The sequence below is a fragment of the Ruminococcus hominis genome, from assembly GCF_014287355.1.
Classification (GTDB): Bacteria; Bacillota; Clostridia; order Lachnospirales; family Lachnospiraceae; genus Schaedlerella; species Schaedlerella hominis.
In genome coordinates, this window is the sequence record NZ_JACOPE010000001.1 from 3,358,375 (window position 1) to 3,381,334 (window position 22,960).

General features: G+C 41.0%; 28 protein-coding genes and 3 pseudogenes. 15 read left to right on the forward strand and 16 right to left on the reverse strand.

Annotated elements, in window-relative coordinates; all coding sequences use genetic code 11:
• Nucleotides 1–42: 42 nt before the first annotated feature.
• Genes H8S40_RS15385 through H8S40_RS15395 form a run of 3 tightly spaced genes read right to left on the reverse strand, consistent with a single transcriptional unit; the run spans nucleotide 43 to nucleotide 1,074 of the window.
• Nucleotides 43–420 carry an SdpI family protein gene (locus H8S40_RS15385; RefSeq protein ID WP_186865573.1) on the reverse strand — a complete coding sequence of 126 codons (378 nt, stop codon included), beginning with the start codon at nucleotides 418–420 and terminating at the stop codon, nucleotides 43–45.
• A gap of 31 nt (nucleotides 421–451) precedes the next feature.
• Nucleotides 452–877 (reverse strand): GNAT family N-acetyltransferase, encoded by a 426-nt coding sequence (locus H8S40_RS15390; RefSeq protein WP_186865574.1) that lies wholly within the window; start codon nucleotides 875–877, stop codon nucleotides 452–454.
• Nucleotides 874–1,074: a hypothetical protein gene (locus tag H8S40_RS15395; RefSeq protein ID WP_015541494.1), complete on the reverse strand. Its 201-nt coding sequence runs from the start codon at nucleotides 1,072–1,074 to the stop codon at nucleotides 874–876. The genes H8S40_RS15390 and H8S40_RS15395 overlap by 4 nt, the downstream gene beginning before the upstream one ends.
• Before the next feature lie 185 nt (nucleotides 1,075–1,259).
• Here H8S40_RS15395 and H8S40_RS15400 point away from each other — a divergent pair, with 185 nt between their 5' ends.
• Genes H8S40_RS15400 through H8S40_RS15425 form a run of 6 tightly spaced genes read left to right on the forward strand, consistent with a single transcriptional unit; the run spans nucleotide 1,260 to nucleotide 4,985 of the window.
• Nucleotides 1,260–1,646 carry a plasmid mobilization protein gene (locus H8S40_RS15400; protein WP_186865575.1) on the forward strand — a complete coding sequence of 129 codons (387 nt, stop codon included), beginning with the start codon at nucleotides 1,260–1,262 and terminating at the stop codon, nucleotides 1,644–1,646.
• On the forward strand, nucleotides 1,624–3,177 hold the full coding sequence (locus H8S40_RS15405) for a relaxase/mobilization nuclease domain-containing protein (protein WP_186865576.1): 1,554 nt from the start codon (nucleotides 1,624–1,626) through the stop codon (nucleotides 3,175–3,177). Before H8S40_RS15400 ends, H8S40_RS15405 begins: the two co-directional genes overlap by 23 nt.
• Before the next feature lie 29 nt (nucleotides 3,178–3,206).
• Nucleotides 3,207–3,533: a hypothetical protein gene (locus H8S40_RS15410; protein ID WP_029471619.1), complete on the forward strand. Its 327-nt coding sequence runs from the start codon at nucleotides 3,207–3,209 to the stop codon at nucleotides 3,531–3,533.
• Entirely contained in the window at nucleotides 3,520–4,299 is a 780-nt protein-coding gene (locus tag H8S40_RS15415) for an FAD-dependent thymidylate synthase (RefSeq protein ID WP_186865577.1), read from the forward strand. The genes H8S40_RS15410 and H8S40_RS15415 overlap by 14 nt, the downstream gene beginning before the upstream one ends.
• The gene (locus tag H8S40_RS15420; protein ID WP_044932419.1) at nucleotides 4,289–4,702 is read left to right on the forward strand and encodes a dUTP diphosphatase; all 414 of its coding nucleotides are present in this window, start codon (nucleotides 4,289–4,291) and stop codon (nucleotides 4,700–4,702) included. The genes H8S40_RS15415 and H8S40_RS15420 overlap by 11 nt, the downstream gene beginning before the upstream one ends.
• 4 nt (nucleotides 4,703–4,706) lie before the next feature.
• On the forward strand, nucleotides 4,707–4,985 hold the full coding sequence (locus H8S40_RS15425) for a helix-turn-helix domain-containing protein (RefSeq protein ID WP_118001297.1): 279 nt from the start codon (nucleotides 4,707–4,709) through the stop codon (nucleotides 4,983–4,985).
• A 130-nt stretch (nucleotides 4,986–5,115) separates the two neighbouring features.
• Here the strand turns inward: H8S40_RS15425 and H8S40_RS15430 are convergent, their stop codons facing one another.
• The gene (locus H8S40_RS15430; protein WP_186865578.1) at nucleotides 5,116–5,544 is read right to left on the reverse strand and encodes a hypothetical protein; all 429 of its coding nucleotides are present in this window, start codon (nucleotides 5,542–5,544) and stop codon (nucleotides 5,116–5,118) included.
• A 323-nt stretch (nucleotides 5,545–5,867) separates the two neighbouring features.
• Between H8S40_RS15430 and H8S40_RS15435 the strand changes: the two genes are divergently transcribed.
• From H8S40_RS15435 to H8S40_RS16490, 8 genes and pseudogenes are all read left to right on the forward strand, one after another.
• Nucleotides 5,868–6,242 (forward strand): TnpV protein, encoded by a 375-nt coding sequence (locus H8S40_RS15435; RefSeq protein WP_015535394.1) that lies wholly within the window; start codon nucleotides 5,868–5,870, stop codon nucleotides 6,240–6,242.
• A 366-nt stretch (nucleotides 6,243–6,608) separates the two neighbouring features.
• Entirely contained in the window at nucleotides 6,609–8,528 is a 1,920-nt protein-coding gene (gene tet(O), locus H8S40_RS15440; protein ID WP_186865579.1) for a tetracycline resistance ribosomal protection protein Tet(O), read from the forward strand.
• A gap of 51 nt (nucleotides 8,529–8,579) precedes the next feature.
• Nucleotides 8,580–8,769: pseudogene (locus H8S40_RS15445) on the forward strand (cysteine-rich KTR domain-containing protein).
• Between the two features lie 476 nt (nucleotides 8,770–9,245).
• Complete coding sequence (locus H8S40_RS15450; protein ID WP_033126097.1) at nucleotides 9,246–9,671, forward strand: sigma-70 RNA polymerase sigma factor region 4 domain-containing protein; 426 nt, start codon at nucleotides 9,246–9,248, stop codon at nucleotides 9,669–9,671.
• Between the two features lie 592 nt (nucleotides 9,672–10,263).
• Nucleotides 10,264–10,608 (forward strand): plasmid mobilization protein, encoded by a 345-nt coding sequence (locus tag H8S40_RS15455; protein WP_033126096.1) that lies wholly within the window; start codon nucleotides 10,264–10,266, stop codon nucleotides 10,606–10,608.
• Between the two features lies 1 nt (nucleotide 10,609).
• Entirely contained in the window at nucleotides 10,610–11,965 is a 1,356-nt protein-coding gene (locus tag H8S40_RS15460) for a relaxase/mobilization nuclease domain-containing protein (RefSeq protein ID WP_033126095.1), read from the forward strand.
• On the forward strand, nucleotides 11,962–12,252 hold the full coding sequence (locus tag H8S40_RS15465) for a hypothetical protein (RefSeq protein WP_186865580.1): 291 nt from the start codon (nucleotides 11,962–11,964) through the stop codon (nucleotides 12,250–12,252). The genes H8S40_RS15460 and H8S40_RS15465 overlap by 4 nt, the downstream gene beginning before the upstream one ends.
• An 81-nt stretch (nucleotides 12,253–12,333) precedes the next feature.
• A pseudogene (locus tag H8S40_RS16490) lies at nucleotides 12,334–12,540 on the forward strand (recombinase family protein); the annotation flags it as partial.
• Between the two features lie 7 nt (nucleotides 12,541–12,547).
• Here H8S40_RS16490 and H8S40_RS15470 read toward each other — a convergent pair.
• From H8S40_RS15470 to H8S40_RS15495, 6 genes are all read right to left on the reverse strand, one after another.
• Nucleotides 12,548–14,221 carry a recombinase family protein gene (locus tag H8S40_RS15470; protein WP_002604471.1) on the reverse strand — a complete coding sequence of 558 codons (1,674 nt, stop codon included), beginning with the start codon at nucleotides 14,219–14,221 and terminating at the stop codon, nucleotides 12,548–12,550.
• Nucleotides 14,222–14,298: 77 nt separating this feature from the next.
• Nucleotides 14,299–14,472 (reverse strand): transposon-encoded TnpW family protein, encoded by a 174-nt coding sequence (locus H8S40_RS15475; RefSeq protein ID WP_002604472.1) that lies wholly within the window; start codon nucleotides 14,470–14,472, stop codon nucleotides 14,299–14,301.
• Nucleotides 14,473–14,930: 458 nt separating this feature from the next.
• Nucleotides 14,931–15,173: a helix-turn-helix domain-containing protein gene (locus H8S40_RS15480; protein ID WP_002604473.1), complete on the reverse strand. Its 243-nt coding sequence runs from the start codon at nucleotides 15,171–15,173 to the stop codon at nucleotides 14,931–14,933.
• Nucleotides 15,157–15,594, reverse strand: a complete 438-nt coding sequence (locus tag H8S40_RS15485) for a sigma-70 family RNA polymerase sigma factor (RefSeq protein WP_002604474.1) — start codon at nucleotides 15,592–15,594, stop codon at nucleotides 15,157–15,159. The genes H8S40_RS15480 and H8S40_RS15485 overlap by 17 nt, the downstream gene beginning before the upstream one ends.
• Before the next feature lie 473 nt (nucleotides 15,595–16,067).
• Nucleotides 16,068–17,051: a 23S rRNA (adenine(2503)-C(2))-methyltransferase RlmN gene (rlmN, locus tag H8S40_RS15490; RefSeq protein WP_002584956.1), complete on the reverse strand. Its 984-nt coding sequence runs from the start codon at nucleotides 17,049–17,051 to the stop codon at nucleotides 16,068–16,070.
• A 16-nt stretch (nucleotides 17,052–17,067) separates the two neighbouring features.
• Complete coding sequence (locus tag H8S40_RS15495; protein WP_003431289.1) at nucleotides 17,068–17,253, reverse strand: cysteine-rich KTR domain-containing protein; 186 nt, start codon at nucleotides 17,251–17,253, stop codon at nucleotides 17,068–17,070.
• Between the two features lie 398 nt (nucleotides 17,254–17,651).
• Between H8S40_RS15495 and H8S40_RS15500 the strand changes: the two genes are divergently transcribed.
• The gene (locus H8S40_RS15500; RefSeq protein WP_186865581.1) at nucleotides 17,652–17,969 is read left to right on the forward strand and encodes a helix-turn-helix domain-containing protein; all 318 of its coding nucleotides are present in this window, start codon (nucleotides 17,652–17,654) and stop codon (nucleotides 17,967–17,969) included.
• 6 nt (nucleotides 17,970–17,975) lie between these two features.
• Here the strand turns inward: H8S40_RS15500 and H8S40_RS15505 are convergent.
• The 6 genes and pseudogenes from H8S40_RS15505 to H8S40_RS15530 all read right to left on the reverse strand — a co-directional run.
• A pseudogene (locus H8S40_RS15505) lies at nucleotides 17,976–19,013 on the reverse strand (adenine-specific methyltransferase EcoRI family protein); the annotation flags it as partial.
• Between the two features lie 7 nt (nucleotides 19,014–19,020).
• Nucleotides 19,021–19,218: a hypothetical protein gene (locus H8S40_RS15510; protein WP_015535391.1), complete on the reverse strand. Its 198-nt coding sequence runs from the start codon at nucleotides 19,216–19,218 to the stop codon at nucleotides 19,021–19,023.
• Between the two features lie 259 nt (nucleotides 19,219–19,477).
• Complete coding sequence (locus H8S40_RS15515; RefSeq protein ID WP_015535390.1) at nucleotides 19,478–19,768, reverse strand: hypothetical protein; 291 nt, start codon at nucleotides 19,766–19,768, stop codon at nucleotides 19,478–19,480.
• A 3-nt stretch (nucleotides 19,769–19,771) separates the two neighbouring features.
• Nucleotides 19,772–20,656, reverse strand: coding sequence for a YodL domain-containing protein (locus H8S40_RS15520; RefSeq protein WP_015535389.1), 885 nt, complete (start codon nucleotides 20,654–20,656; stop codon nucleotides 19,772–19,774).
• Nucleotides 20,646–20,906: a transposon-transfer assisting family protein gene (locus H8S40_RS15525; protein WP_015535388.1), complete on the reverse strand. Its 261-nt coding sequence runs from the start codon at nucleotides 20,904–20,906 to the stop codon at nucleotides 20,646–20,648. Before H8S40_RS15525 ends, H8S40_RS15520 begins: the two co-directional genes overlap by 11 nt.
• Complete coding sequence (locus tag H8S40_RS15530) at nucleotides 20,903–22,924, reverse strand: YodL domain-containing protein (RefSeq protein WP_015535387.1); 2,022 nt, start codon at nucleotides 22,922–22,924, stop codon at nucleotides 20,903–20,905. The genes H8S40_RS15525 and H8S40_RS15530 overlap by 4 nt, the downstream gene beginning before the upstream one ends.
• Nucleotides 22,925–22,960: the final 36 nt, after the last annotated feature.

Here is a 22,960-nt window from a genome sequence, read left to right on the forward strand (position 1 = left end):
TAATATCATACTGATCCGCTTGTCATCCCTCAAAACTTGAATTTATCGTCTTGTTCCATTCTTATCAAAATTCTTTTTTAATGCTATTTCTGTTGGGAGAATAGATCCAATTAAAGGAATAAGTTGAACACCACAGATAATTCCTCCTATACTCCCAACACAATCTTCATTTTTTCCAATTACTAAAAGCATGAATATTACTGTTATCGGCAACATAACCATTCCACAGACATACCAAACTTTACCACAATATTTATGAGCAAATTCCCATGTGTCTTTGTTCTTCATAGACATCGAAGTCCGATATCCAAATATTGAATTTATTTCCTTGGGAGTCTTTTTCATAAAATATCTTCCAAAACCAATCATCGTAAATGGAAGAAGCAAATCCATAACCAACATAAAAATCCAAAACCCCATTGTAAACCTCCTTTACTACAACTTCCGATTTCTATTTTCGTTTCCATAGCATAGTGTACTCTTTTTCACCAGTAGCTTCATCCAAGCCTTCACATTGAATAATGAACCCTTCTCTTTGGTAAAAAGAAATTGCTCTGGCATTCTTCTGGTATACATTTAATCGTAAGCTAACTTTTTTATCCTTAACATAATCTAATAAAAGCTTACCTATGCCACATGACTGCATTTCATCGGAGACAAAAATACCTTCTATATATTTATCATTTAGTCCTACAAATCCTTGTATCATTTTATCTGCTTCAAACACATAAACTTCGGATTGTGACATCATTTCTTTTACTAATTCATAATTACTTTTCCAGTATTGATTGGAAATAAAATAATGTGCTTTCAGATTTGTCTTTAACCATATATCAGCAACTCTATTGATATCTCCGTTCAGCAACTTTCTAATCATAACAAATATTCTCCACAACTACATCCTTTATGCATTTTCTCTTTTTTCCATTCTATCACAAGCTCACCATTAATCATCAATTTTTTGATATTTTTTCTTTTCCCCCACTGTAAAACAGCCTCTGAGCGTTTCGTTATATAGAGGGATACAAATAAGAGCAAGATCCACCCATGTTTAACAGTATTGCCGTTTGGCATCCTGTTCTCCTATGGGATTTATCTTGATGGGGATCTCCCCATACCCTCTCAATAACAGACGTTTCACTCGTCTGTTGGTTCCACCTAAAGGTGTTCACAGCACTATTTCTAATATCGGAAGGGACAGCCGATATTGAAATACGTGGACTCCCGGCGGGAGGAATAGTCTCAGCGGAAGGAGGAGTATGAGAACAGAAAACAAAGATAAAGAACTGAATCACAGACATTTTATAGGATTACGTCTTACAGATGTCGAACTGGATTTATTAGACCAAGGCGCTGCTTGTTTATCTATTAGCCGATCAGAATATCTGAGGAAACTTCTATTGGAAAAGCAAATCCATCATCAGATTGAAGTTGTTGCAGACATGAAAGATCTCAGAAAACTGGTCAGTGAATATGGAAAAATCGGATCGAATCTCAATCAGATCGCCAAGCATTTTAACAGCGGTGGCAGTCAGTCACGTGCTATAGAAAATGAAATCCATCAGTGCATCACAGACTTATTCCTATTGAGAAAAGAGGTACTGAAACTGGCAGGTGGTATGAATGGCAATCGTAAAACACATTAAAAGCAGAAATGCTAATTACTCGGCTGCTATCAATTACCTTCTGTTTGAACATGATGAAAAAACTGGGAAAAAGATTGTAGATGAATCCGGACGAAGCATCCTGCGAAAAGAGTTTTACATGGATGGGTTGAGCTGTGATCCAATGTCTTTTGACAAGGAATGTGAACTGACAAATGCTCATTTTCACAAAAATAAGAAACGTGAAGATATCAAAAGTCACCACTACATTATCAGCTACGATCCAGCTGATGTTACAGAAAACGGACTTACCGGAGAGAGAGCACAGGCAATCAGTTTGGAACTTGCGAAGCAGATGTTTCCCGGATATCAGGCTCTGGTGGTTACTCATACCGATGGACACAATGAATCTGGAAATATTCATACCCACATCGTCATAAACAGTGTGAGGATGACTGCAGTGGAAAGGCAGCCTTATATGGATAAACCACATGAGGAAGCTGCCGGTTACAAGCATCGTTCCACTGATAAATTCATGAACGCTTTTAAGAAAACTGTCATGGATCGGTGCCAACAGGAAGGACTTCACCAGATAGATCTTCTTGCTCCGGCTGAGAGAAAAATTACTCAGAAAGAATATATGTCACAGAAACACGGCCAGCAAAAACTGGATGAGATCAATCAGAAAATTATTGAAGATGGTCTCAAACCAACATCCACCGTGTTCCTTACACAGAAAGAATATTTACGAAATGCGATTGATGAATGTGCTGCCACATCCAATAGTTTTGATGAATTCCAATCCAAACTTCTGGAACAATTTCAAATCTCTGTGATTGAGTATCGTGGCAGATACAGCTATCTTCATCCTGATCGACAGAAACGGATTACTGAACGTGCACTGGGAACACGCTATGGAAAAGAGCACCTGGAACAGACCTTCTTACGCAAGGATCCATTGGCCATTCTCTACGTCAGGTCTCACCTGTGCCTGGTTGTAAATCTCCAGACAAATGTGAAAGCAATGCAGAGCCCGGCTTATGCTCATCGGGTAAAACTTTCTAACCTGCAGCAAATGGCAAATACCATTATCTATGTGCAGGAACATGGATTTGATACGCAGTCAGATTTGAAAAACACACTGCTTGCATCAAAGCAAGAACTAAAAGAAATGCAGACACAGGTTGCTCAGCATCGGTCCAATCTAAGGATCCTCAACGATCAGATCCGTTATACCGGACAGTACTATGCAAATAAGGAAGTTTATTCCCAATTTTCAAATGCAAAGTACAAAGGAAAGTACCGAAAAGAACATGAGAAGGAAATTCAGAAATATGAAGAAGCCAGAAATTGGCTGAGATCCTTTTATCAGGATGGAAAGATGACAAGCCTAAAAGCCTTGACTTTGCAAAAAGAAAAACTGCAACAGCAGATAACTTCCGAAGAAGAAGCAATAAGCAGCTTGAAAGAAAAATTAAAAGATCTGGATACTGCCGATCAGAATGTTGATGCCATTCTTCAGATGCAGATTCCAGAACCAGTGAGATCAAAAATCAAAGATCTCGAACGATAACTATCACAAAACAAAGGAGGAACTATCACATGACACAAGAAGAATTTAATGTTGTATTTGAACTTCAGATGAGAAAGTGTGCCGATATTCTGGCACATAAAAAGAAAGAATATACCGGTGACAATATTGACCGTCTCAGTGCATTCAAGATTGCTGCCGCTTTACAGAACTGCGATCCAAAAGCAGCACTGGCCGGTATGATGTCGAAACATGTCGTATCCCTTTACGATATGTGTTATTCCACTCTGTTACATTTTGACATGGAACAGTGGGATGAAAAAATCACAGACTGCATCAATTATCTGATCCTTTTAAAAGCTCTGGTAAAGGAGGAACAGGCCTATGGATCACATTGAAACAGCTATCTTAAACTGCTATGGAATCCGGGAAGCAGAACAAAATATGGTCTTTGCTGCCAGGCTCACACAACACGGTCATACAATCCAGAGCATGGCAGATCTGATGGACCTTTACCATCAATCCTACAGTCAGAAGACCGTAGAAAACATTGCGGGGCTTCCACATCCAACCGTACAGAAATTCATGGTCATTACCGTAGCTGTTGTTGGTGCAAGCAGACGCTTCCTGGCACAGATCACAAGGCATCAGAACGAAGTAAAGTACATGAGTGCATCTCTGCAGTACAGCAATTATTCCAGTCATGCTGCATTTGCTATACCATATGGAATTATGAGAGCAGATAAAGAAATCCAGGATATTTACAAGAAAAGCTGTCAGTCAGATCTGGACCACTATATAGAACTCTGTGCCTTAGGCATTGATCATGATTCAGCCGGATATGCCACACCTCAGGGACTTCGAAACGTACTGATCATCAGTGCAACGCCTTACCAGTGGAAGCATATGATCGGTCAGAGAACCTGCAGAAGAAATACGGATGAAACAAGGATTGTGATGCTACAGATCTGGCAGAGATTGTACAAATTAAGCCCGATTCTTTTTGCACCGGATCTGACCGGTCCATTCTGTCAGAGAGGAAGCTGTATGGAAAAACAGATGTCCTGCCAAAACCCTATTTCAAAACTTTGGATGCCGTCTGATATCTTAAAAACAGATTATCCATTGCTGATTCGGAAGGAGGTGCGTAGCCATGAAGATTAAACTGATTGACTTTGGTCTGAAAGCAGATCATCATCCCTTCCGGCCACATGAAAATGATGCCGGTGCGGATGTATTCATGCCTTATGATTGCATATTAAAACCAGGCGAGATTGCAAGAATTCCGCTTGGATTCGGTCTCATCATCCCAGATGGATTTGCCGGATATGTCTTTCCACGAAGCAGCATGGCAGCAAAAGGACTGGTATGTGAACTTCCACCAATCGACTCCGGTTACCGTGGAGAGATACATGCCATTATCAGCAACGTGAGCACATCTTCTCAGACCATTCATAAAGACACACGCGTCGGTCAGCTGGTGATCACACCAGTCGTGATCGCAGACTTTGTTCTGGATCTCGGTGAAAAACGAGGAACCGGGGCTTTCGGAAGTACAGGAGAATAATACTATGATTACATTTGGAAGAAAATTAAAACATTTAAGACAGAAAAATCATCTCACCCAGAAAGAACTTGGCATGGCTGTTGGATTTCCCGACAGCTGTGCTGATGTCCGGATTGCTCAGTATGAAAGCGATGTCCGAACACCAAAAGAGGATCTTATGAAAATCTTTGCATCAACACTCGGTGTTCCGGTTGAACTCTTTACTGTACCGGTACTCTCAGAACCTAGGGAATATGAGGCGGCGGAGTATTGGAGGTATGAGTTAGGGGCGGAACTAGATTAATTGTCATAATACTGATATGAGGCAACGGATTTTCCGCTGCCTCGCTTTTATCATTTTGAGGGTAATTGAAAATATCCTCCTGTGTTGAGCAATCCTCTTTTTCTGCGCTTTATCTGCATATCTATATATTTCATTTTATTTCTGTTCCATCGATAAAAAGCACATATTTATCCGGATTATGAACAATATCATAATCTTTTCCATATTCAATCGGTCTAAATTCTATTTGCATAATGGATTCGCCATTTTCGATATCTTCTTTCCAAGAATATACGGTCATATCAAGGCTGGTTGCATATCCATGATCTGTAGAAAATTTTATTGAATGAAATGAATTCTCTTTGTACATTTTTAAAAGCAGTCTTGCAAATGCTTCTTTATCAGAAATATTTTTTCTGTTAGCAACTACTGTAAAATTTTCATCTCTATTCATAGAAAAACTGCCAACTACATCTGGCTCACCTTCTTTATACTTTAATAAGCTTTTTCCAATTATCATTCCAACAATAATCGAAAAAACGATAGCAACAAATACAAGTGTTATATTATTTTTCTTCATTTTATTAAGTTCCTTAGAATTATATAGTTGAATTAAATCTGTATTTCAAATAAAACGCCTACAAAGTGGGCGTTTTATTATCTTAATACTATTTAATTTTTTTCATTTCTTCAACAAACTGTTCTTGTGTAATTCTCGCATTTAATACATTTTTTCCTAAAAACAATTCATCTTTATCACATGTAGCAAAACATGATTTTACCCAATTAACTTTTTTATTTAATTTTAAATAATGTATGAAACCAGATAAGGAGAAAACGTAAATTGTGTTAATGATAGCAGACATGAGTATGGAGTGAATATCTTATTTGGAGGAAAAACAAATGGTACAATCAATCTTTGAGGAAATGGGCGGCAGATACGAACGGCAAGGCGAATACATTTTACCCTGCCTTACCATACCACCCGAAAAGGAACAGTCGATAGACTTATTCGGACGGCGGCACTTGGACTATCTGCGGGAGTACCGCAAAATTACATACACCAATCTTCTCACAAGCGGCAGGCTCAATGCTTACCTTGCCGACATTGACAGACAGGCACAGGAACACTTTGAACGGCTCATAGAGGGCATGAAGCAAGCACAGGGCATAACGGAATGCCTAAAGGAAGAAAACGCCTTAGAATGGACTGGAAGAACGAATAACATAAGGGCTTGTGCGAGGGAGATTGTGGAAAAGGAAATTATTTTTGCATAAACAGATGATTAGTGGCAGGGGGAAATCCTGCCGCTTTTTCTGCTTTAGTTTGTCAGCTTGACAAATAAAGGGTTAAGGAATATAATTAGATTCAGTATTATACAAGGAGTTAATAAATATGCGGCAAGGTATTCTTAAATAAACTGTCAATTTGATAGTGGGAACAAAAAGTAGCAGTCCCGTTTCACTTTTAATATGGGGCTTAGTTTTTTGTACCCAGTTTAAGAATACTTTTATCATGTAATTTTATATGCCCGAAAACATATAAGTGTTTTGGGGCTATTGGAGTTATTTACCCAGTGATAGGAGTATTTATCACTGGGTATTTTTATGCCCTTTTTTGGGTGTTGATAGGAGGAAAATCACATGAAAATAATTAACTTAGGCATTCTGGCTCACGTTGACGCAGGAAAGACAACATTAACGGAGAGTTTATTGTATACCAGTGGTGCAATTGCAGAACCAGGGAGCGTAGATAAAGGCACAACAAGGACAGATACAATGAATTTGGAGCGTCAAAGGGGAATCACTATCCAGACAGCAGTGACATCTTTTCAGTGGGAGGATGTAAAAGTCAACATTATAGATACGCCAGGCCATATGGATTTTTTGGCGGAAGTATACCGTTCTTTATCCGTATTAGACGGAGCAGTATTATTAGTTTCTGCAAAGGATGGCATACAGGCACAGACCCGTATACTGTTTCATGCACTACAGACAATGAAGATTCCGACAATTTTTTTCATCAATAAAATTGACCAAGAGGGGATTGATTTGCCAATGGTATATCAAGAAATGAAAGCAAAGCTTTCTTCGGAAATTATAGTGAAGCAAAAGGTTGGGCAGCATCCTCATATAAATGTAACGGACAATGACGATATGGAACAGTGGGATGCGGTAATTATGGGAAACGATGAACTATTAGAGAAATATATGTCAGGGAAACCGTTTAAAATGTCAGAACTGGAACAGGAAGAAAACAGGAGATTCCAAAACGGAACGTTATTTCCCGTTTATCACGGAAGCGCTAAAAACAATCTGGGGATTCGGCAGCTTATAGAAGTAATTGCCAGTAAATTTTATTCATCAACGCCTGAAGGTCAATCTGAACTATGCGGGCAGGTTTTTAAGATTGAATATTCAGAGAAAAGGCGGCGTTTTGTTTATGTGCGTATATATAGCGGAACATTGCATTTGAGGGATGTTATTAGAATATCTGAAAAAGAGAAAATAAAAATCACAGAGATGTGTGTTCCGACAAACGGTGAATTATATTCATCCGATACAGCCTGCTCTGGTGATATTGTAATTTTACCAAATGATGTTTTGCAGCTAAACAGTATTTTGGGGAACGAAATACTGTTGCCGCAGAGAAAATTTATTGAAAATCCTCTCCCTATGCTCCAAACAACGATTGCAGTAAAGAAATCTGAACAGCGGGAAATATTGCTTGGGGCACTTACAGAAATTTCAGATGGCGACCCTCTTTTAAAATATTATGTGGATACTACAACGCATGAGATTATACTTTCTTTTTTGGGGAATGTGCAGATGGAAGTCATTTGTGCCATCCTTGAGGAAAAATATCATGTGGAGGCAGAAATAAAAGAGCCTACTGTTATATATATGGAAAGACCGCTTAGAAAAGCAGAATATACCATCCACATAGAAGTCCCGCCAAATCCTTTCTGGGCTTCTGTCGGGTTGTCCATAGAGCCGCTCCCTATTGGAAGTGGAGTGCAGTATGAAAGCAGAGTTTCACTTGGATATTTAAACCAATCGTTCCAAAATGCGGTTATGGAGGGGGTTCTTTATGGCTGCGAGCAGGGGCTGTATGGATGGAAAGTGACAGACTGTAAAATCTGTTTTGAATATGGATTGTATTATAGTCCTGTAAGTACCCCCGCAGACTTTCGGCTGCTTTCCCCTATCGTATTGGAGCAGGCTTTAAAAAAAGCAGGGACAGAACTATTAGAGCCATATCTCCACTTTGAAATTTATGCACCGCAGGAATATCTCTCACGGGCGTATCATGATGCTCCAAGGTATTGTGCAGATATTGTAAGTACTCAGATAAAGAATGACGAGGTCATTCTGAAAGGAGAAATCCCTGCTAGATGTATTCAAGAATACAGGAACGATTTAACTTATTTCACAAATGGGCAGGGAGTCTGCTTGACAGAGTTAAAAGGATACCAGCCAGCTACTGGTAAACTTATTTGCCAACCCCGCCGCCCGAATAGCCGTATAGATAAGGTTCGGCATATGTTCCACAAGTTAGCCTAACAGCTTGCATAAGTCGTATAAAATGAGATTTGAAAGGATTAGAAGCTAATTATGATGAAATGCGAATGGATATTATGTCCTGTTTGTGGGAGCAAAACCCGTAATAAAATTAGGAAGGACACTGTTTTGAAGAATTATCCCCTTTATTGTCCAAAATGCAGACAAGAAAGATTGATTAAAGTTGACAACTTGAAGATAACTGTCATCAAAGAGCCAGACGCTTAAGACGCAGAGCCGATGAAATTGTGGAACAATTCACGAATCATCGGCTCTTTTTGTTTCGTATTTGAAAGAACAAACTCACCAAATAAAAAAAACGATATTCGGGTGGGTTATTTTGTTATACCCTAAATTACCCTCTGAATTTGTTTTTAAATTTGGAGGGTTTTTATGTTCCTTTTTTCGGGCGGTTGCCCATCTGCTTATATAAAGCAAAGTTAATTTATACATAGCACATCAGGGAATGGCGGGAAGCCAGTTAAAAAAATCCCTGCCAGTGCAACGGTACTTCCCACCATGAAGGTAGAAGTACAATCTCCATACAACAGAATTAGTATTTCCCATAACCGTAAAGGTCACAAAGCCTTTGCGGTTTTTCTTTTGTCGTTTTTGGTTGGAAAGTGCCGCAGGACTATTATTGGTGTTAAGTGTCGTTCGCCGCCTTTCAATCTGGATTTTTATGTTTTCAAAGATTCAGATTGATTGGAGGAAAAAAGAATGGCATATAACAACGGACGTGAGGACAGGAAGTGGCGTATCTGGAAAGAAGCCGAGGAAAAAGTGTTGCGGGAACATGGAGTTGATGAAGCTACCATCGAACAAATCCGTATTGACGACAGGGCAGACTTTAATTCCAACAGGCGGTTTTACCATTGGACAAGCGATTTCGGGGAATACCTTGAGGGAATGGCAGACAGGGAACAGTCAGCCGAAGTAAAGACCGTTGAAGATTTACTGGATGAAATCGAAGATGAAAATCTGTATCAGGCATTACTTACGGTGGACAGGCGTACACTGCAAATCGTTCTGCTGAAAATGAAAGGGTATTCCACAAAAGAGATTGCCCCGCTTGTGCATTTAACGACGGGTGCTATCTATGCACGGTTAGACCATCTTAGAAAAAAGTTGCGGAAGATTTTATAGTCATCTAATACAGCATGCTTTCTTATGGGCTATTGGGTGGGGGATAAAATTCTCCCACCCAATTTTAGAATAAGTGAATAAAATCCCTGTCCATAGAGAATACTAAAAAGTTTGTGCAAAATCTTGACAGCCATATTGCCGCTATGGTATTCTGAAATACCAATGGGGAAATTGGAAGATTGAAAATTAAATAAGCACATAGATATAAGATTGAAATGTCAGCCAATCGGCAAGGCTGACATGGGTTTTGAATTTCAAAGCCGCTACATAGCATTGCGAATCAGAGCGGGAGGGAATCCTCTTGTCGTTCGTGATGCAGTGTGGCGGCTTTTTCATTTATCCAAAAGTCAAAGGCAATAAAATCCAGAACGGAGGTGGAAAGGACATAGGATTTCCTTTTCGGAGGGTAAAGGCAGGCATTAAGAAAGCCGTTACACAGAAAAATGCTCTGCGGAGTTGTCCACAGAGATAGCGAGCATCGGATTGTGTCAGCCACAATCCAATCCACACCCTAAAGGCGTGTGGACTAACTTAGGGGACAACCCCTAGCTACCCCGATAAAAGGAAAAATAAAACTGGAGGATTAAGAAAAATGAGTAGAGAAAAATCAGAAAAAGTATGCATTACTTTTAGATTGAGCGAAGAAGAACATGAAAAATTAAAGCAGTATTCATCCGCCTGCGGTCTGTCCACCGCAGAATTTATGCGTCAGTTATGCAGGGGAAACGCACCGCAGCCACAGCCAGAGAAAGAATTTTGGGAACTATTAGGCACGCTTTACGAAGTACACGTAGCCTTTAAAAAGTGTATCCCCTACGCCCCTTCCGCTGATGAAATATGCAGGGAGATTGAGGATTTTATCTTGGAACTGCAACGGAATTATACCCTCCCACAGCAGTTTGACATGGAAAAATTGACGGAACAGGGGGCAGTCTGATATGGCGGCAACGAGCCTCTGGCACATCGAAGGACGGTTGAAAGACTTAATTTCTTATGTGGAAAACCCAGAAAAGACCGTGCCGAATAAGGAGATGCAGGACTTCTTTGACGTGTTCTCCTATGTGAAGAATCCACAGAAAACGGACAATGGAGAGTTTGTTTCCGCCATCAACTGTTTAAAAGAAACAGCGTTACAGCAGATGATTCTAACGAAAAAGCAGTACCAGAAGACAGGCGGGTATATCGCTTGGCACGGCTACCAGAGCTTCAAGCCAGACGAAGTAACGCCCGAACAATGCCACGAAATCGGCTTAAAACTTGCGAGGGAAATGTGGGGCGACAAGTACCAGATAATCGTTGTCACCCACCTTGACAGGGGGCATCTCCACAATCACTTCTGCTTCAACTCTGTTTCCTATCTGGATGGGAGCAAATATAATTACTCAAAATCGGAGCAGAAACGGCTAAGGGAAACGTCAGACCGCTTGTGCAGAGAGTACGGATTATCGGTGATTGAGAACCCGAAGAAAGCACCGTCAAGACCGCTGTATCTGGATGAAAAGAGCGGCAAGCCGACACGCTACAACGTCTATCTGGAAGATTTAGCGGAGGCAATCAGCGGCAGTCGGGATATTCCGCACATGATGAAGTATCTAATCGACAAAGGCTACGAGGTTGATTTTTCGGGCGGGCATTGGAAAATGAAGCTGCCGCAGTATAAGCATTTCACAAGATTAGATACGCTTGATGAACGCTTAACGCCCGATTTTATCCGTTCACATTTAGGCACAAGGGCAAGATATGGGAACTACAAAGCAAAGATTTCCTACTCTCCCCATATGCCCGAAGAATATAAAAAGGCTTGGAAACCGCACCAGAAAACAAGGGGAATCTTAGCGTTGTATTACTATTGGTGCTATCAGTTGGGGATATTTCCCAAAGGCACGGACTACAAGCCGACAAGCCCGCTTATGAAAGAGGAGCTTCGGAAACTGGATGAGATTACCACACAGGTACGCTATATGTCGGAGCATAACATCTCCACCCTCTCCGATTTGCACGCCGACAGGGAGAAGAACCAGACGGAAATGGACAGGCTTACCAACTATCGGCGGCATTTGCAGAATAAGATACGGCGTGCTTCACCCGCCGAGAAAGAAACGCTCCGAGAAGAAAAAAACGGGGTGACGGAACGGATAACGGAGCTGCGAAAGCGGCTGAAATATGCGGACGGGATTGAAAAACGCTCTGCCCACATTGATGACTGCTTGAACCAAATCCACGATACGGTTGAAAATCAAAGGTCAAACCAGAATGGCAGGACAGACCGCAAGAGGGAGGACGCATTGCGATGAGCAGACTGACAGAACAGGAACTTACGGAAATTTTAGACGAAAATAAGGGTATCTCAATGGTAAACCCGAATAGGGTGTACCCGCCCCTGCCGCCTGCTGAAAACATTATGCCCCTTATGCGTATCCCTGAACAGGCAACGCTCTGCGAGAAAATCGGCGGCACGGAATATACAGTGACCGCACATTTCCGAGAGGACGGGAGGGACTTGCTTGGGCTTCTCAGCAGGATATTCATGCGGGACACAACAGATTACAGTTTTGATTCCGAGGGTTATGATGAGGATTAAGAAATATCGGAAAGATTATCGCTTTAAAGCGTTGAAGTTTGACCGCAGGCGTGGTATACTGTATCTACACTTCATACTATCGTGTCTGCTGTCGGAAAGGAGAAAGCATTGCAAAGACAGCAGGAAGAAATCACCGCCTTGTACTGTCGTCTGAGTCAGGACGATGGACGTGAAGGCGAGAGCAACAGTATCGTAAATCAAAAAGAATATCTATTCAAGTACGCTAAGGAACACGGGTTTCCAAATCCCACCTACTATGTGGACGATGGCTATACGGGTACGAATTTTGCTGGGGTTAGATAGCGATACTTTTTACATCTACCATGTTGCGGCGGTCATGGTTGACAACTTGCGTCGGCTCCTGCTCGGTATCAACCTGTCCGACAAAGCTATAATGGATTTCGATTTTCCGGGTGTTGGTTTCCCGGTCTAATTCATGTATCAAAATACGGTCGATAAACTCATGGACGTTTTCATAGGTCAATTCCTGTATGTCGCTGTATTTCCCGACAATCTGAATAAACCTTGATATATCCCTTTTTCGCTCGGTAACGGTTGCGATCTGCTGTTGTAACTCGTCTATCCTTGCGGCAAGGGATTTCTTTTCGTCCTCATAGCCGGAAGTTAGAAACACAAACCGTTCATCTGTCAGTCTGCCTAATGCGTTGTCCTCATACAGCTTGCGGAAAAGCGTGTCAAGTTCGGTCATACGCGCCTGTGCTTTGAAAAGTTCCTTTTGCTGCTGCGCTAATGCCTTTCTCGCTTCCATGTCGCCGTACTCGGTAGCTTTACAGATAAAGTCCTGTTCGTGTTCCTTAACATACCGCAAAACCCGCCGCATATCTTCCAGCACTAAATCAAGAAGTACGTTTTTGCGGATATAATGAGAGGTACACTCGCTGCCTGTCCTTGCCCTGTTGCGCCATGCGCCGCAAGAATAGGAAAACTTGCGCGGCTCGATATTTACGCCCTGTTGGTAATACATCTTATGTCTGCAACCAGCGCAAAACAGCAAGCCGGAAAAAATATCAATCTCCGCTGCTTTTGTCGGGCGGTGGCGGGTAGCAATCCGCTTTTGCGCAAGTTCAAAGGTTTCCTCGTCAACAAGCGGCTCATGGGTGTTTGGGAAGAAATAGCGTTGTTCTTCTTCGTTCTTCCGGGTCTTTTTCGACTTGTAGGATACCTTGTGAGTTTTCGCGGTTATGGTATGCCCTAAATATTCCTGCCTTGCTAATATGTCATAGAGCGTTTTGTCCGGCCAAGTATAGGGGGCGATCATTGCCCGCTGATACCGCGCCTGTCCTGTACGCTGATAGCGCAACGCTCCAATCGTCAAGACTTTGTTTTCCGCAAGCCATTTTTGGATTTCGCACATACGCACGCCGCTAACAAACATAGCGAAAACCTGTTTGACAATCGGCGCGGTTTCCGGGTCGGGTATAAGGTGGTGGCGGTTGTTCGGGTCTGGGATATAGCCGTATGGATATTCCCCGTTGACGCGCTCGCCTTTTTGCGCCTGTGCCTGTTTAACTGCGCGGATTTTCTTGCTTGTGTCGCGGGCGTAAAACTCGTTAAACCAGTTCCGCAAGGGGGTAAACTCGTTATCCTCCCGCGCTGTGTCAACTCCGTCGTTGATCGCGATATAGCGTACTCCGTTTTCGGGAAATACAATCTCTATGAGTTCGCCCGTTTTCAGATAGTTTCTGCCAAGACGGGAAAGGTCTTTGGTAATGACCGTCGCCACTCGTCCGGCTTCCACTTCCTGCAACATCGCTTGCAGCCCCTCGCGCTCAAAACTCACGCCGGAAAATCCGTCGTCCACAAAAAACTTTGTGTTCAAAAAATGGTGTTCGTCCGCATAGCGTTGAAGTATCATTTTTTGGTGCTGTATGCTTCCGCTTTCTCCGGCTTGCATATCCTCTTGACTTAAACGGCAGTAAAGGGCGGTGATTTTATTCGACTGTAACATTAGTCCTCCTTTCCGACAGCCGAATAAACAGGTATAATGTGTTGCTATCATTATACCATATCCCGCCGCCTAATGCACTACTCGGACGCTAAAAATCCCGGATTTCCGGGCTTTTTCTGCAAATCCTTTACAATGAGTTTCTCAATCTTTTTATGGATTGTATCGGTTGCCTTTTCACTCGGCAACGCTTGAACAAGATAGGTGATTTTCCCTATTTTGCGTTCGGTTGTAATTGTCTGTTTTTTATCCATTAGAAAAACCTCCTTTTCCTGTATGGATAAACTATATTCGTCAAAAGGCAAAAACGGGCGGTTGTTAGCTGCAACCTCACGGGAGTTTCACCCCGGCCCATGCTTATGGGTGCGCCGCGCAATACTTTGAGGGTGTTCAACGCGGGAGTATCATTGTGCCGCCTTGTATGTCGTCGCCCACAAGCTGCTAAACCTGTTTTACGGCGCGGTAGTTCTCGCTCGGCTTTTCCCCTATGGGGAAAAGCTGTCATGGCGTACCCGCCGACTGGCTCGGTACAGACGGAATGTACCCGTTTGCCTGTTATGCTGCGCACCAAAGGCCGCTTTCTTTGTCAAAGAACAATAGGCTTTGTCGGCCTGCAAAAGCACATCAACAGCGGATATGCTTTTGCGGAACGACAAATAGCCCATAACGGGAAGCGTGGAAAGGGGACACGCTCCCCGCATGGGCTAAAAGATTATCCTACATGAAAAGCAAGGGTGCGGGTAATAAGGCGCACTTGCAGCCTGTTACGCATTTCCTCGTCCACATAGGAATAGGTATTGCCCGCGTCGTCTTTCAGCGTGCGGGTACAAAGTTTCGCTATGTAACCCTCGTAGTGCTTCAAGATCGCGCACATGGCGGTTGTGTCGCCGTTTGCCGCTGCGGAAATGACAGGGAACGGCAACAGATTTTCAGACTTCCTAACGGTATTCATCATCTGCTTTTCCCTCCAAATACTGTTTGATTTTCGCAAGCGCGGATTTCCTGTGCCGGAAAACCGTCGTGCGTACAACATTCAGCAGTTCGCCAATTTCCGCGTCGCTCATATCCAAGAAGTAGGACAAAAGGATAATGTCGCGTTTCCTTTCGGGCAAAGCGTTAAGGGCTTCGGCAAGCAGTTCATTTTTGACGAGTACATCAAAGCCGGACACTTGAAAACGGAAATAATCGCTTTCGTATTCGTCCGTTGTGAAAAGCTGCGCGAGTTCGCTTTCGCTCAAATCCGAAAAAGTAACTTCGCGTGCTGCGCGTTTCGCAAGAGTGCGGCGGTGGCTTTTCGCTTCGCCGACCAAAGTTTTCTTTGCTAATGCGTCGTACTGATGTTGTATTCTTTCCTTGTCGGAAGAAGATAGCTCCATAGAGTTCACCTCCTTCCCGCGTGGAGTAGAGGACGGGAGTTAAGGGCTTGTCCTCTCTGCCCCTTTCGCTCCGTACCCGTTCGGGAGATGGCTCTTGAGTGCGCTTTTCAGAAAAAAGTTGAAAAAAGCAAAATGCGCCCGTCCGCAAGACGCGGACGGGCGCAAAGGAAATGTAAGCAGTAGCTAAATGTATTGACAGTTCACATTCATAGCCGGAATATCCCGCTTGCGGAGCATAGCTTTTTTTGACCGCAAAGCATTAGGCGGGTTACAGTAAATAAAAATGGACACGGCGATACCTCTCCGATACCGCCGTATCCTTAAAAAAGGGCGACTTTAATACACTACCCGCAATCCATTCTATAATAGGGAACAGCGGCTTTTGCGCAATATTAAATAAAAAAGCCGATAACACATAGGTTTTTTGACCTAATGCGTTATCGGCTCTGCGTCTATGCGTCTGGCACTTTTAATCATTTTTTTTTGAATTTATTATATGTGTTAGCTAACTGTCCACAAGCCGCGTTAATCTCTCTGCCATGAGAAACTCTCATAGTAACTTCAAGTCCTGCTTGCTCTAATTGATGTTTGAATGCAACTATTTCCCGTTTCTGTGGTGCTTTAATTCTTGAATTGCTTGTTGGGTTGTATTGTAACACGTTAATCATAACTTTTTTGCCCCGAAACCATTTTGCAAGTTGTCTTACATCTGAGGGCCGGTCATTTATACCCGGTAAAAGCAAATACGCAAAGACAATTTTGCGATTATGCCTTTCAGAATAGGATAAGGCTTGCTTAACAACATCTTCAATAGCATATATGCGCATGTGAGGAATAATACGATTTCTTGCAGATTGTGTTGCTGCGTGTAAAGATATTGTCAACTGAATTTTAAGATGTTCCTCGCGCAATTTTTTTAATTGATCGACCGGACCAACTGTTGATATGGTAATGCCGTCGGTTGGAAAGTTGAGCCCATATCTATCTCGGAGAATATGGATTGCTTTTATCAAGTTGTCATAATTGAATAAAGGCTCTCCCATACCCATAAAAACGATACGGTTTACTTTTCGACGCAACAATATAATCTGTTGTACGATTTCTGACGATGTTAGATTACGAACAAAGCCATTTCGCCCGGACTCACAAAAAATACAACCAACAGGACAACCGACTTGTGTGCTCACGCAAACAGTTCCACCATCTCGCCGCTTGATAAAAACCGTTTCAATGTATTTGTTGTCTTTCAGTTCGTAAACATACTTTTCAGTATCACTGCTTTTGCAAATATTTTTTACCAACATTGATAGATTTTTTTTGCGTGGTAATTGCTTATATAATTCTTCATATAAGGCTTTTGCTTCATTCTCGCCAATAACTTCCGACATTTCTTTGTAAGTAAATCCGTATGGATCATTCCGTACTTCCGCAGGCGTATATTTAGGTAAACGTTTCATTTTTATATCCTTTCTTCTAAATAATAAAAGTTTGTTTTTCTGTATTTTTGATTACAATCTCTAATTTTTCTACATCAATGATATGCGTCAATTTGCATTTAGGGCAGAAAAGAGGAAAATCTTTTAATACAGTATTATGAAATACTTGAACTCTCGTCTTTCCGTTACAAATCGGACATTTTATCCAATATTTTTTAAGCATTATATTTCACTCGTCCTTTTTACACAAAAAAATGCAGGTCAATCCTCAACATGAGCATTGACCAGCATTTATAATGCACAGAGCAGTACAACAAAACTAAGGCATAGCTTGCACTATGTCTATACTATATCTATACGTCGTTAGTTTTTTGTATAGCATCCGCAAAATAAGCATGACAAAAAAGCCCATGTTGAAAATGGGAAAATCCTTTTTTTCAATGCTTATCTAATACGCATGCTATGCAACATAAACGCCGCCTCCTTTTACATAAATTTTATTTTATCAGAAAATCAGTCTACTGTCAATACACAACAGGAAGTATTTAACCTAATGATATGAATTGTGTGGACATATCCAAAAAGAAAGGTGAACTGTAAAATGTAACAGGGTGAATGAAAATGGCAAAAAGACCCGTACCATTGTACGACTTTAAGGCTTTCGGGGCAGCTATAAAAGCCGCGAGAAATGAATACGGCGAGAGCCGCAAAAAGGTAAGCGACGAGTTATATATTTCCCCGCGCTACCTTGCGAATATCGAGAACAAGGGACAACAGCCGAGTTTACAGGTATTCTATGACCTTGTAACCCGGTATCATATTTCGGTAGATCAATTTTTCTTCCCGAACAGCAATGCGGAGAAATCCACCGGGCGGCGGCAGCTTGACGCGCTGCTGGACGGTATGAGCGATAAAGGCATTTATTTTAGGTTTAAATAAATCAAACTCATTGTCAGATCCATGATTGGCTTCTCCAACAATCTCAAATTGCTCTTCATTGTGATATTTTAAATAAGTTATAGGAACACCCATAATGCCATCATAATCCATAGGTATTTCCGTTACTTTTTTTACATTTATACCATCAAAATTATCATATTTAGGATATCTAACGGGATCATAACATTGTGTTAATGTTAGTTCTTGGTGACGCCTTTCTGTATCTAAGTTTGTTAACCACATAGCATTTCCTAGGCTTCTCCATTTCTGTCCATACTCATCTACCCAATACCGCGTTTTTCTTGGCATGGTATCTTGCGGGACACGAAAAGCCATATCCCCAAATCTATATCCAACCCAAGCTTTATTCTCTTTAATATACGGAAATATTTCTTTATAAGTAATAGCATTTTGATTACCAATTAATAAATACTTCTTATCATACTTTACCAACAAAGAAAATAGTTCTGAAAATAAACTAAACGGTGGATTTGTACAACAGATATCACATTCTTTTAAATACTCGATACACTCTTGCGAACGAAAATCACCATTTCCAGATAGTTTTCTTACAACATTCTTTTTCTGTAATACATTTTTAATAACATTATCCGGTACTTCTTCTTCATGCTCTCCTGGTATTTGTGTAATAGTTAATACATATCCATGTTTGTTGTTAATAACTGGATTGCCATCCGCATCCAAAAGATCTAATGTTAATTGACCATTGACTAACTGATCTATTTTGGATCCAGAATAAGATGTACATATCAGTTTTTTGAGTTTTAATTGATTAAAATGTCGCAAAAAATAATAGCAAAAATTTGATTCAAACGGATCATCACAATTACAAAGTACCACCTTGTCTATAAACTGATTTTTATAATGAGATAATTCTTCAGCTATCGTTTCATATGTAGTATACCATTCATCCGTGTTATCTGCAGAATATTTTGCGTTATTTAATATTGAATTTCCTGTTTTATTTATAGTTATAATTTCTTGATCTTTGCCGTTGATCATTTGCTTGATTCTCCCCTGCATGAATTTCTCATTTGTCTTGATTAGATTCTAATTCTTTTAATTTCTTTTTCATTTCTTCATATTCATCGAAATAAGAAATTAATGCTCTTTCAACAGCAACCGTTTTTGTATGTCCTGCATCTTTACAAAAATTTTCTAATCGCTCATAAATAGGAGTTTCAATACATACATTAAGGTATGTTCCATTCTTTTTTGGTCTTGCCATTTTTTTCTCCCTGCATTTAATACTATTACATGAATTTTCCTCAAATAATTGTACCACTGAAAACTACTTAAATCAACTATTCACTACTTGTTATCAAATATATAAAAGATAAAATCAGGTTTTGTACTACTAAATGATTTTAAACAAAATAAGGCCCAAAAGGGAACTTTCCCTTTTGAGCCTATACACTTTATCAGCTAACATATTTTGCTTTCATTTTTCCTCATGGTCATGAGGCTTTTTTCTCTTAAATCGCATTCTATGAATCCTTTGATTGTTCCTTCTGTTCTTCAATAATTCGTTCTGTTGCTTTATGAATTCTGTCCTTAGAATAGGGTGGTCTTAAATTCAATGACAACCGGCCCTTTTTGATTATATACGTTTCACTGCCATCCTCCGAAGATCCTTTCAACCAGCAATCATCCGGATACTTCTCAGCGAATGCCCGTAACCGTTTCTGCAAGCTCTGATTGAAGGTATACACATCATAGAATCCGTCATCTTCATTGGTCAGAATAATCGTTTCTTTTTCACACTTTAACCTTCGCATATTCTACCCCCGCTTTCTTTCCATTTCCTGATCCAGGTATTTGGGTATCGGTTTTCCGGACCGGCGAGCAATGGCAATCTGTTTCTGATGCAGACGTTTGATCACGGATCTTCGTTTCTTAGATTTTCCATCCTGTTGATTTCGGGAGGTCTGATTGTTGCTGCTAGCATCAGAGGTCTTTTCCTGATTCTTCTTCTGATTATTCACCAGACCGTCCACCATATCATAATTGGCTTCGGTACCAGATTCTCTGCTTCGTTCATAAGTGCCGTTCTGGTAGAATTTCTGGTAATGTTCCAGACGGATTTTACCATCTTGTTTTAGCTGTTCGACCGGATTTAGCGGTACTTGCTGTTGGATGTAATCATGAATCTTTTGTTTTGTCTTTTCATCGAATTTCTTACATTCTTCGACAACCATTTTTCCATAGGCATCCAGGATAACACCCTGGGCCTGATCTCGGTATACCTGATGTTCCATCAAATAAAACTGTTTTCCATCAATAATGATGGTGTCTGTGGCAATCCAGTTTCCTTTTTTCCCATCGATCTGATAATTCTCAGTTTCCATAGTGATCAGTGCACCGGATGTATTGATACGAATGAATCCGGCCAGATACTGTGGATAGTTTTCATCTACATAGTAGCAACTGATTTCTCCGTTCTTGTTCAATACGAGCACGTCACTGACTTCGCATTGCTTTTTCATTCGTTTCCAGATGTCAGCGACTTTTTCATTTTCCTGCATTTCATGAATCGAGACTAATCGGTAATTTTCGACAGTAATCGACACATTCTGCTGTCTTGCCTCTTGATATGGCAGATGCCACAGTGCTTTTCCTGCTGTCTGCTGATCTACTCGGTAGACTGCAAATTGATTAAGCTTCATAGGCATCGTTCTCCAAGTTATTCAGATAATAATTCAGATCCAGAGAATAGTAGTATTTGTCTTCGATCTGCTGTAATTTTCCAACTGTAGAATTGATGATCTCAATCATTTCATCATTCTCAGGATCACTTTCTTCCTGTTCCATAACTTCCAAAGCTTCTTTCAGTGTTTGGATTGTTTCTTCCTTTGTGTGCTGCTGGAAGATAGCAGTAATAGTCAGTTCGTTTTCTTCCAGGTTTACATTTCTCATAGGCTCATTTCCCCCCTTTTCTTTTTCGGTATTGGTTTCATCTGTATATTCAGCTCCTTCTCGTTTTTTTCTTTGCTTATATTTTTTTCGTTATCCACTTTCTTATTGGATTCCAGAGGATTTTCCACATTTGGATGTCTTTCTTCCAAGTACTTTTCCACACGACTGATTGCATTTTGCACATAAGAATTTTCTCTAAATCCAGGAATCGAATTCAAAAATTCTTTCTGTATTTTTCCTTCGATCATCAGACTCTGCATTCCTTCATAATCACTTCCGTCTTTCAGATCAAAGCCAACACATTTCAGTCCATGCATACGTTCTGATGGGATTTTCTCATAAGCTTCCAAGGCTTCCGGTAATGTCAGGTCATAATGTACTTCACCCATCACAGGAAATTCAGCACATTCAGCCGCATAAAAGCTGATACATGTAAGATCATTTTCATAATCCACATTTTCTATTTCCGGGACAATATCGAGTATTTTTTCTCTTTGTACTGCAAAGTCTGGAAGTTCTGCAAATCCAAATCGATCCACGTAATATGCCTGCATATCCCCACCACGGTTTGTAATGATAACATCACTAACCGACATAGAATGTGCTTTATAATCTGCCGGTGGATTATCGTTGAATACGGCATACAAATCATCCAGCTTTTCATTTTCATGTAATCTGCCAGAATAGACACATTTATAATTTGCTGCATCGATTGTAATTCCATCTTCTTTGACCATTGCCATATTCATAAATAAATGTTGTTTTCCAGGTGTGTCTTCATCCACGTGGTAAATCGCATAGCGGTCACCATTACCTCTGAACATTTCTTCCTCTAGGGTATAATCAAACTTAAATGGATACAAAGCCCGATCAACTCTTTCCGAAATATCCGTTCCTTCTGCAATCGTATCTTCCAGCCAGTCTTTGATATCTCCCCATGATTCAAACTGCAAGTATCCGGCAATTTCATGTGTCCCATCCGGCGCCAGTACAATATGTCCCGGTTCGCTTTCCCGATAATCATAGCGGTATCCGGCTGCTTCCAGTGCATCTACCAGAATGCCGTATTTATCATGTAATTCTGTTTTCTGTTTTTCTTCAAGAATGATTTCCAGCTCTTCTGTAAGCTGATCGATCATTTCACCGGCTGTCTTGCGGATCACATCCATAGATGCTTTCATTTCTTTCATTTCCCGGCTGCTGCTCCAACCTGCAATGTAAGGGAAACTATAATCCGATGTATCCAAACCAAAGGAAGAACACACACAGTAAGCAACGGATTCAGCCTCAACCTCTTTTGTCAATCGGTCTTTTTCTACACCAAGGCTTTCCATGATCTCCCTGTCATGCAATTTTGCATGGACTGTTTCATGAATAGCAGTCTTTAAGGTCTGGCTTTCACTGAGTCCTTTTTTGATCACAATTTCCTTATCTGCATTATGATAATATCCATTAGCATTGCCATCGATCTCATCGAATCGTATCGGTACTGGGGATATTTTCTGAATAGCCTGCATGAAAGAATCAAAATCCTGTACAGCTGCAGTCAGTAATTCTGGTGCCAGTGTCTGGATCGGTTCTCCGGATGTCTGAGCAATATCAAATACCGTAACTGCTTTAAAATGCGGAACTGTAACTTCCACCTGTTCAGTCTTAGGTTTTCCATCGCTTCCCATGATCGGTCGCTGATTTTCATCCAGAACCTCTTTTTCCTTCATTTTCTTATATGGTGCCGGGGCAATGATTGTAATTCCTTTTTCACCTTTCATGACCTGTCTACCCATGGACTGCCAGTTTTTGTAGCTGGTAACAAGTGTGGCATCCGGTCGCTGCATAGCGATCAGCATTGTATTATTAAAAGAATAATTGTGAAACTTTGCCATGGTTTTAAGAAATTCCTGATAGCGGTTACTTGTAAATAGTTCTTCCACACCGGATTCCAGTGACTGCATAATGCTGTCCATATCTTTTCCCGGAACCGGCAGTGGAATAGTAGTAGTTTTGTTTTGTTCTGTCATAATACTCCTTTCCAAAAACGCCCCACGACATTGTGT

Coding starts and splice junctions, on each gene's coding strand:
- H8S40_RS15475 (WP_002604472.1), bottom strand. CDS start 14,472: ATGGATAAAAAACAGACAATTACAACCGAACGCAAAATAGGGAAAATC.
- H8S40_RS15435 (WP_015535394.1), top strand. CDS start 5,868: ATGGTACAATCAATCTTTGAGGAAATGGGCGGCAGATACGAACGGCAA.
- H8S40_RS15500 (WP_186865581.1), top strand. CDS start 17,652: ATGGCAAAAAGACCCGTACCATTGTACGACTTTAAGGCTTTCGGGGCA.
- H8S40_RS15510 (WP_015535391.1), bottom strand. CDS start 19,218: ATGGCAAGACCAAAAAAGAATGGAACATACCTTAATGTATGTATTGAA.
- H8S40_RS15385 (WP_186865573.1), bottom strand. CDS start 420: ATGGGGTTTTGGATTTTTATGTTGGTTATGGATTTGCTTCTTCCATTT.
- H8S40_RS15470 (WP_002604471.1), bottom strand. CDS start 14,221: ATGTTACAGTCGAATAAAATCACCGCCCTTTACTGCCGTTTAAGTCAA.
- H8S40_RS15450 (WP_033126097.1), top strand. CDS start 9,246: ATGGCATATAACAACGGACGTGAGGACAGGAAGTGGCGTATCTGGAAA.
- H8S40_RS15455 (WP_033126096.1), top strand. CDS start 10,264: ATGAGTAGAGAAAAATCAGAAAAAGTATGCATTACTTTTAGATTGAGC.
- H8S40_RS15400 (WP_186865575.1), top strand. CDS start 1,260: ATGAGAACAGAAAACAAAGATAAAGAACTGAATCACAGACATTTTATA.
- H8S40_RS15460 (WP_033126095.1), top strand. CDS start 10,610: ATGGCGGCAACGAGCCTCTGGCACATCGAAGGACGGTTGAAAGACTTA.
- H8S40_RS15525 (WP_015535388.1), bottom strand. CDS start 20,906: ATGAGAAATGTAAACCTGGAAGAAAACGAACTGACTATTACTGCTATC.
- H8S40_RS15390 (WP_186865574.1), bottom strand. CDS start 877: ATGATTAGAAAGTTGCTGAACGGAGATATCAATAGAGTTGCTGATATA.
- H8S40_RS15430 (WP_186865578.1), bottom strand. CDS start 5,544: ATGAAGAAAAATAATATAACACTTGTATTTGTTGCTATCGTTTTTTCG.
- H8S40_RS15480 (WP_002604473.1), bottom strand. CDS start 15,173: ATGATGAATACCGTTAGGAAGTCTGAAAATCTGTTGCCGTTCCCTGTC.
- rlmN (WP_002584956.1), bottom strand. CDS start 17,051: ATGAAACGTTTACCTAAATATACGCCTGCGGAAGTACGGAATGATCCA.
- H8S40_RS15530 (WP_015535387.1), bottom strand. CDS start 22,924: ATGACAGAACAAAACAAAACTACTACTATTCCACTGCCGGTTCCGGGA.
- H8S40_RS15415 (WP_186865577.1), top strand. CDS start 3,520: ATGGATCACATTGAAACAGCTATCTTAAACTGCTATGGAATCCGGGAA.
- H8S40_RS15425 (WP_118001297.1), top strand. CDS start 4,707: ATGATTACATTTGGAAGAAAATTAAAACATTTAAGACAGAAAAATCAT.
- H8S40_RS15405 (WP_186865576.1), top strand. CDS start 1,624: ATGGCAATCGTAAAACACATTAAAAGCAGAAATGCTAATTACTCGGCT.
- H8S40_RS15395 (WP_015541494.1), bottom strand. CDS start 1,074: ATGCCAAACGGCAATACTGTTAAACATGGGTGGATCTTGCTCTTATTT.
- H8S40_RS15420 (WP_044932419.1), top strand. CDS start 4,289: ATGAAGATTAAACTGATTGACTTTGGTCTGAAAGCAGATCATCATCCC.
- H8S40_RS15410 (WP_029471619.1), top strand. CDS start 3,207: ATGACACAAGAAGAATTTAATGTTGTATTTGAACTTCAGATGAGAAAG.
- H8S40_RS15520 (WP_015535389.1), bottom strand. CDS start 20,656: ATGAAGCTTAATCAATTTGCAGTCTACCGAGTAGATCAGCAGACAGCA.
- H8S40_RS15485 (WP_002604474.1), bottom strand. CDS start 15,594: ATGGAGCTATCTTCTTCCGACAAGGAAAGAATACAACATCAGTACGAC.
- H8S40_RS15495 (WP_003431289.1), bottom strand. CDS start 17,253: ATGCTTAAAAAATATTGGATAAAATGTCCGATTTGTAACGGAAAGACG.
- H8S40_RS15465 (WP_186865580.1), top strand. CDS start 11,962: ATGAGCAGACTGACAGAACAGGAACTTACGGAAATTTTAGACGAAAAT.
- H8S40_RS15515 (WP_015535390.1), bottom strand. CDS start 19,768: ATGCGAAGGTTAAAGTGTGAAAAAGAAACGATTATTCTGACCAATGAA.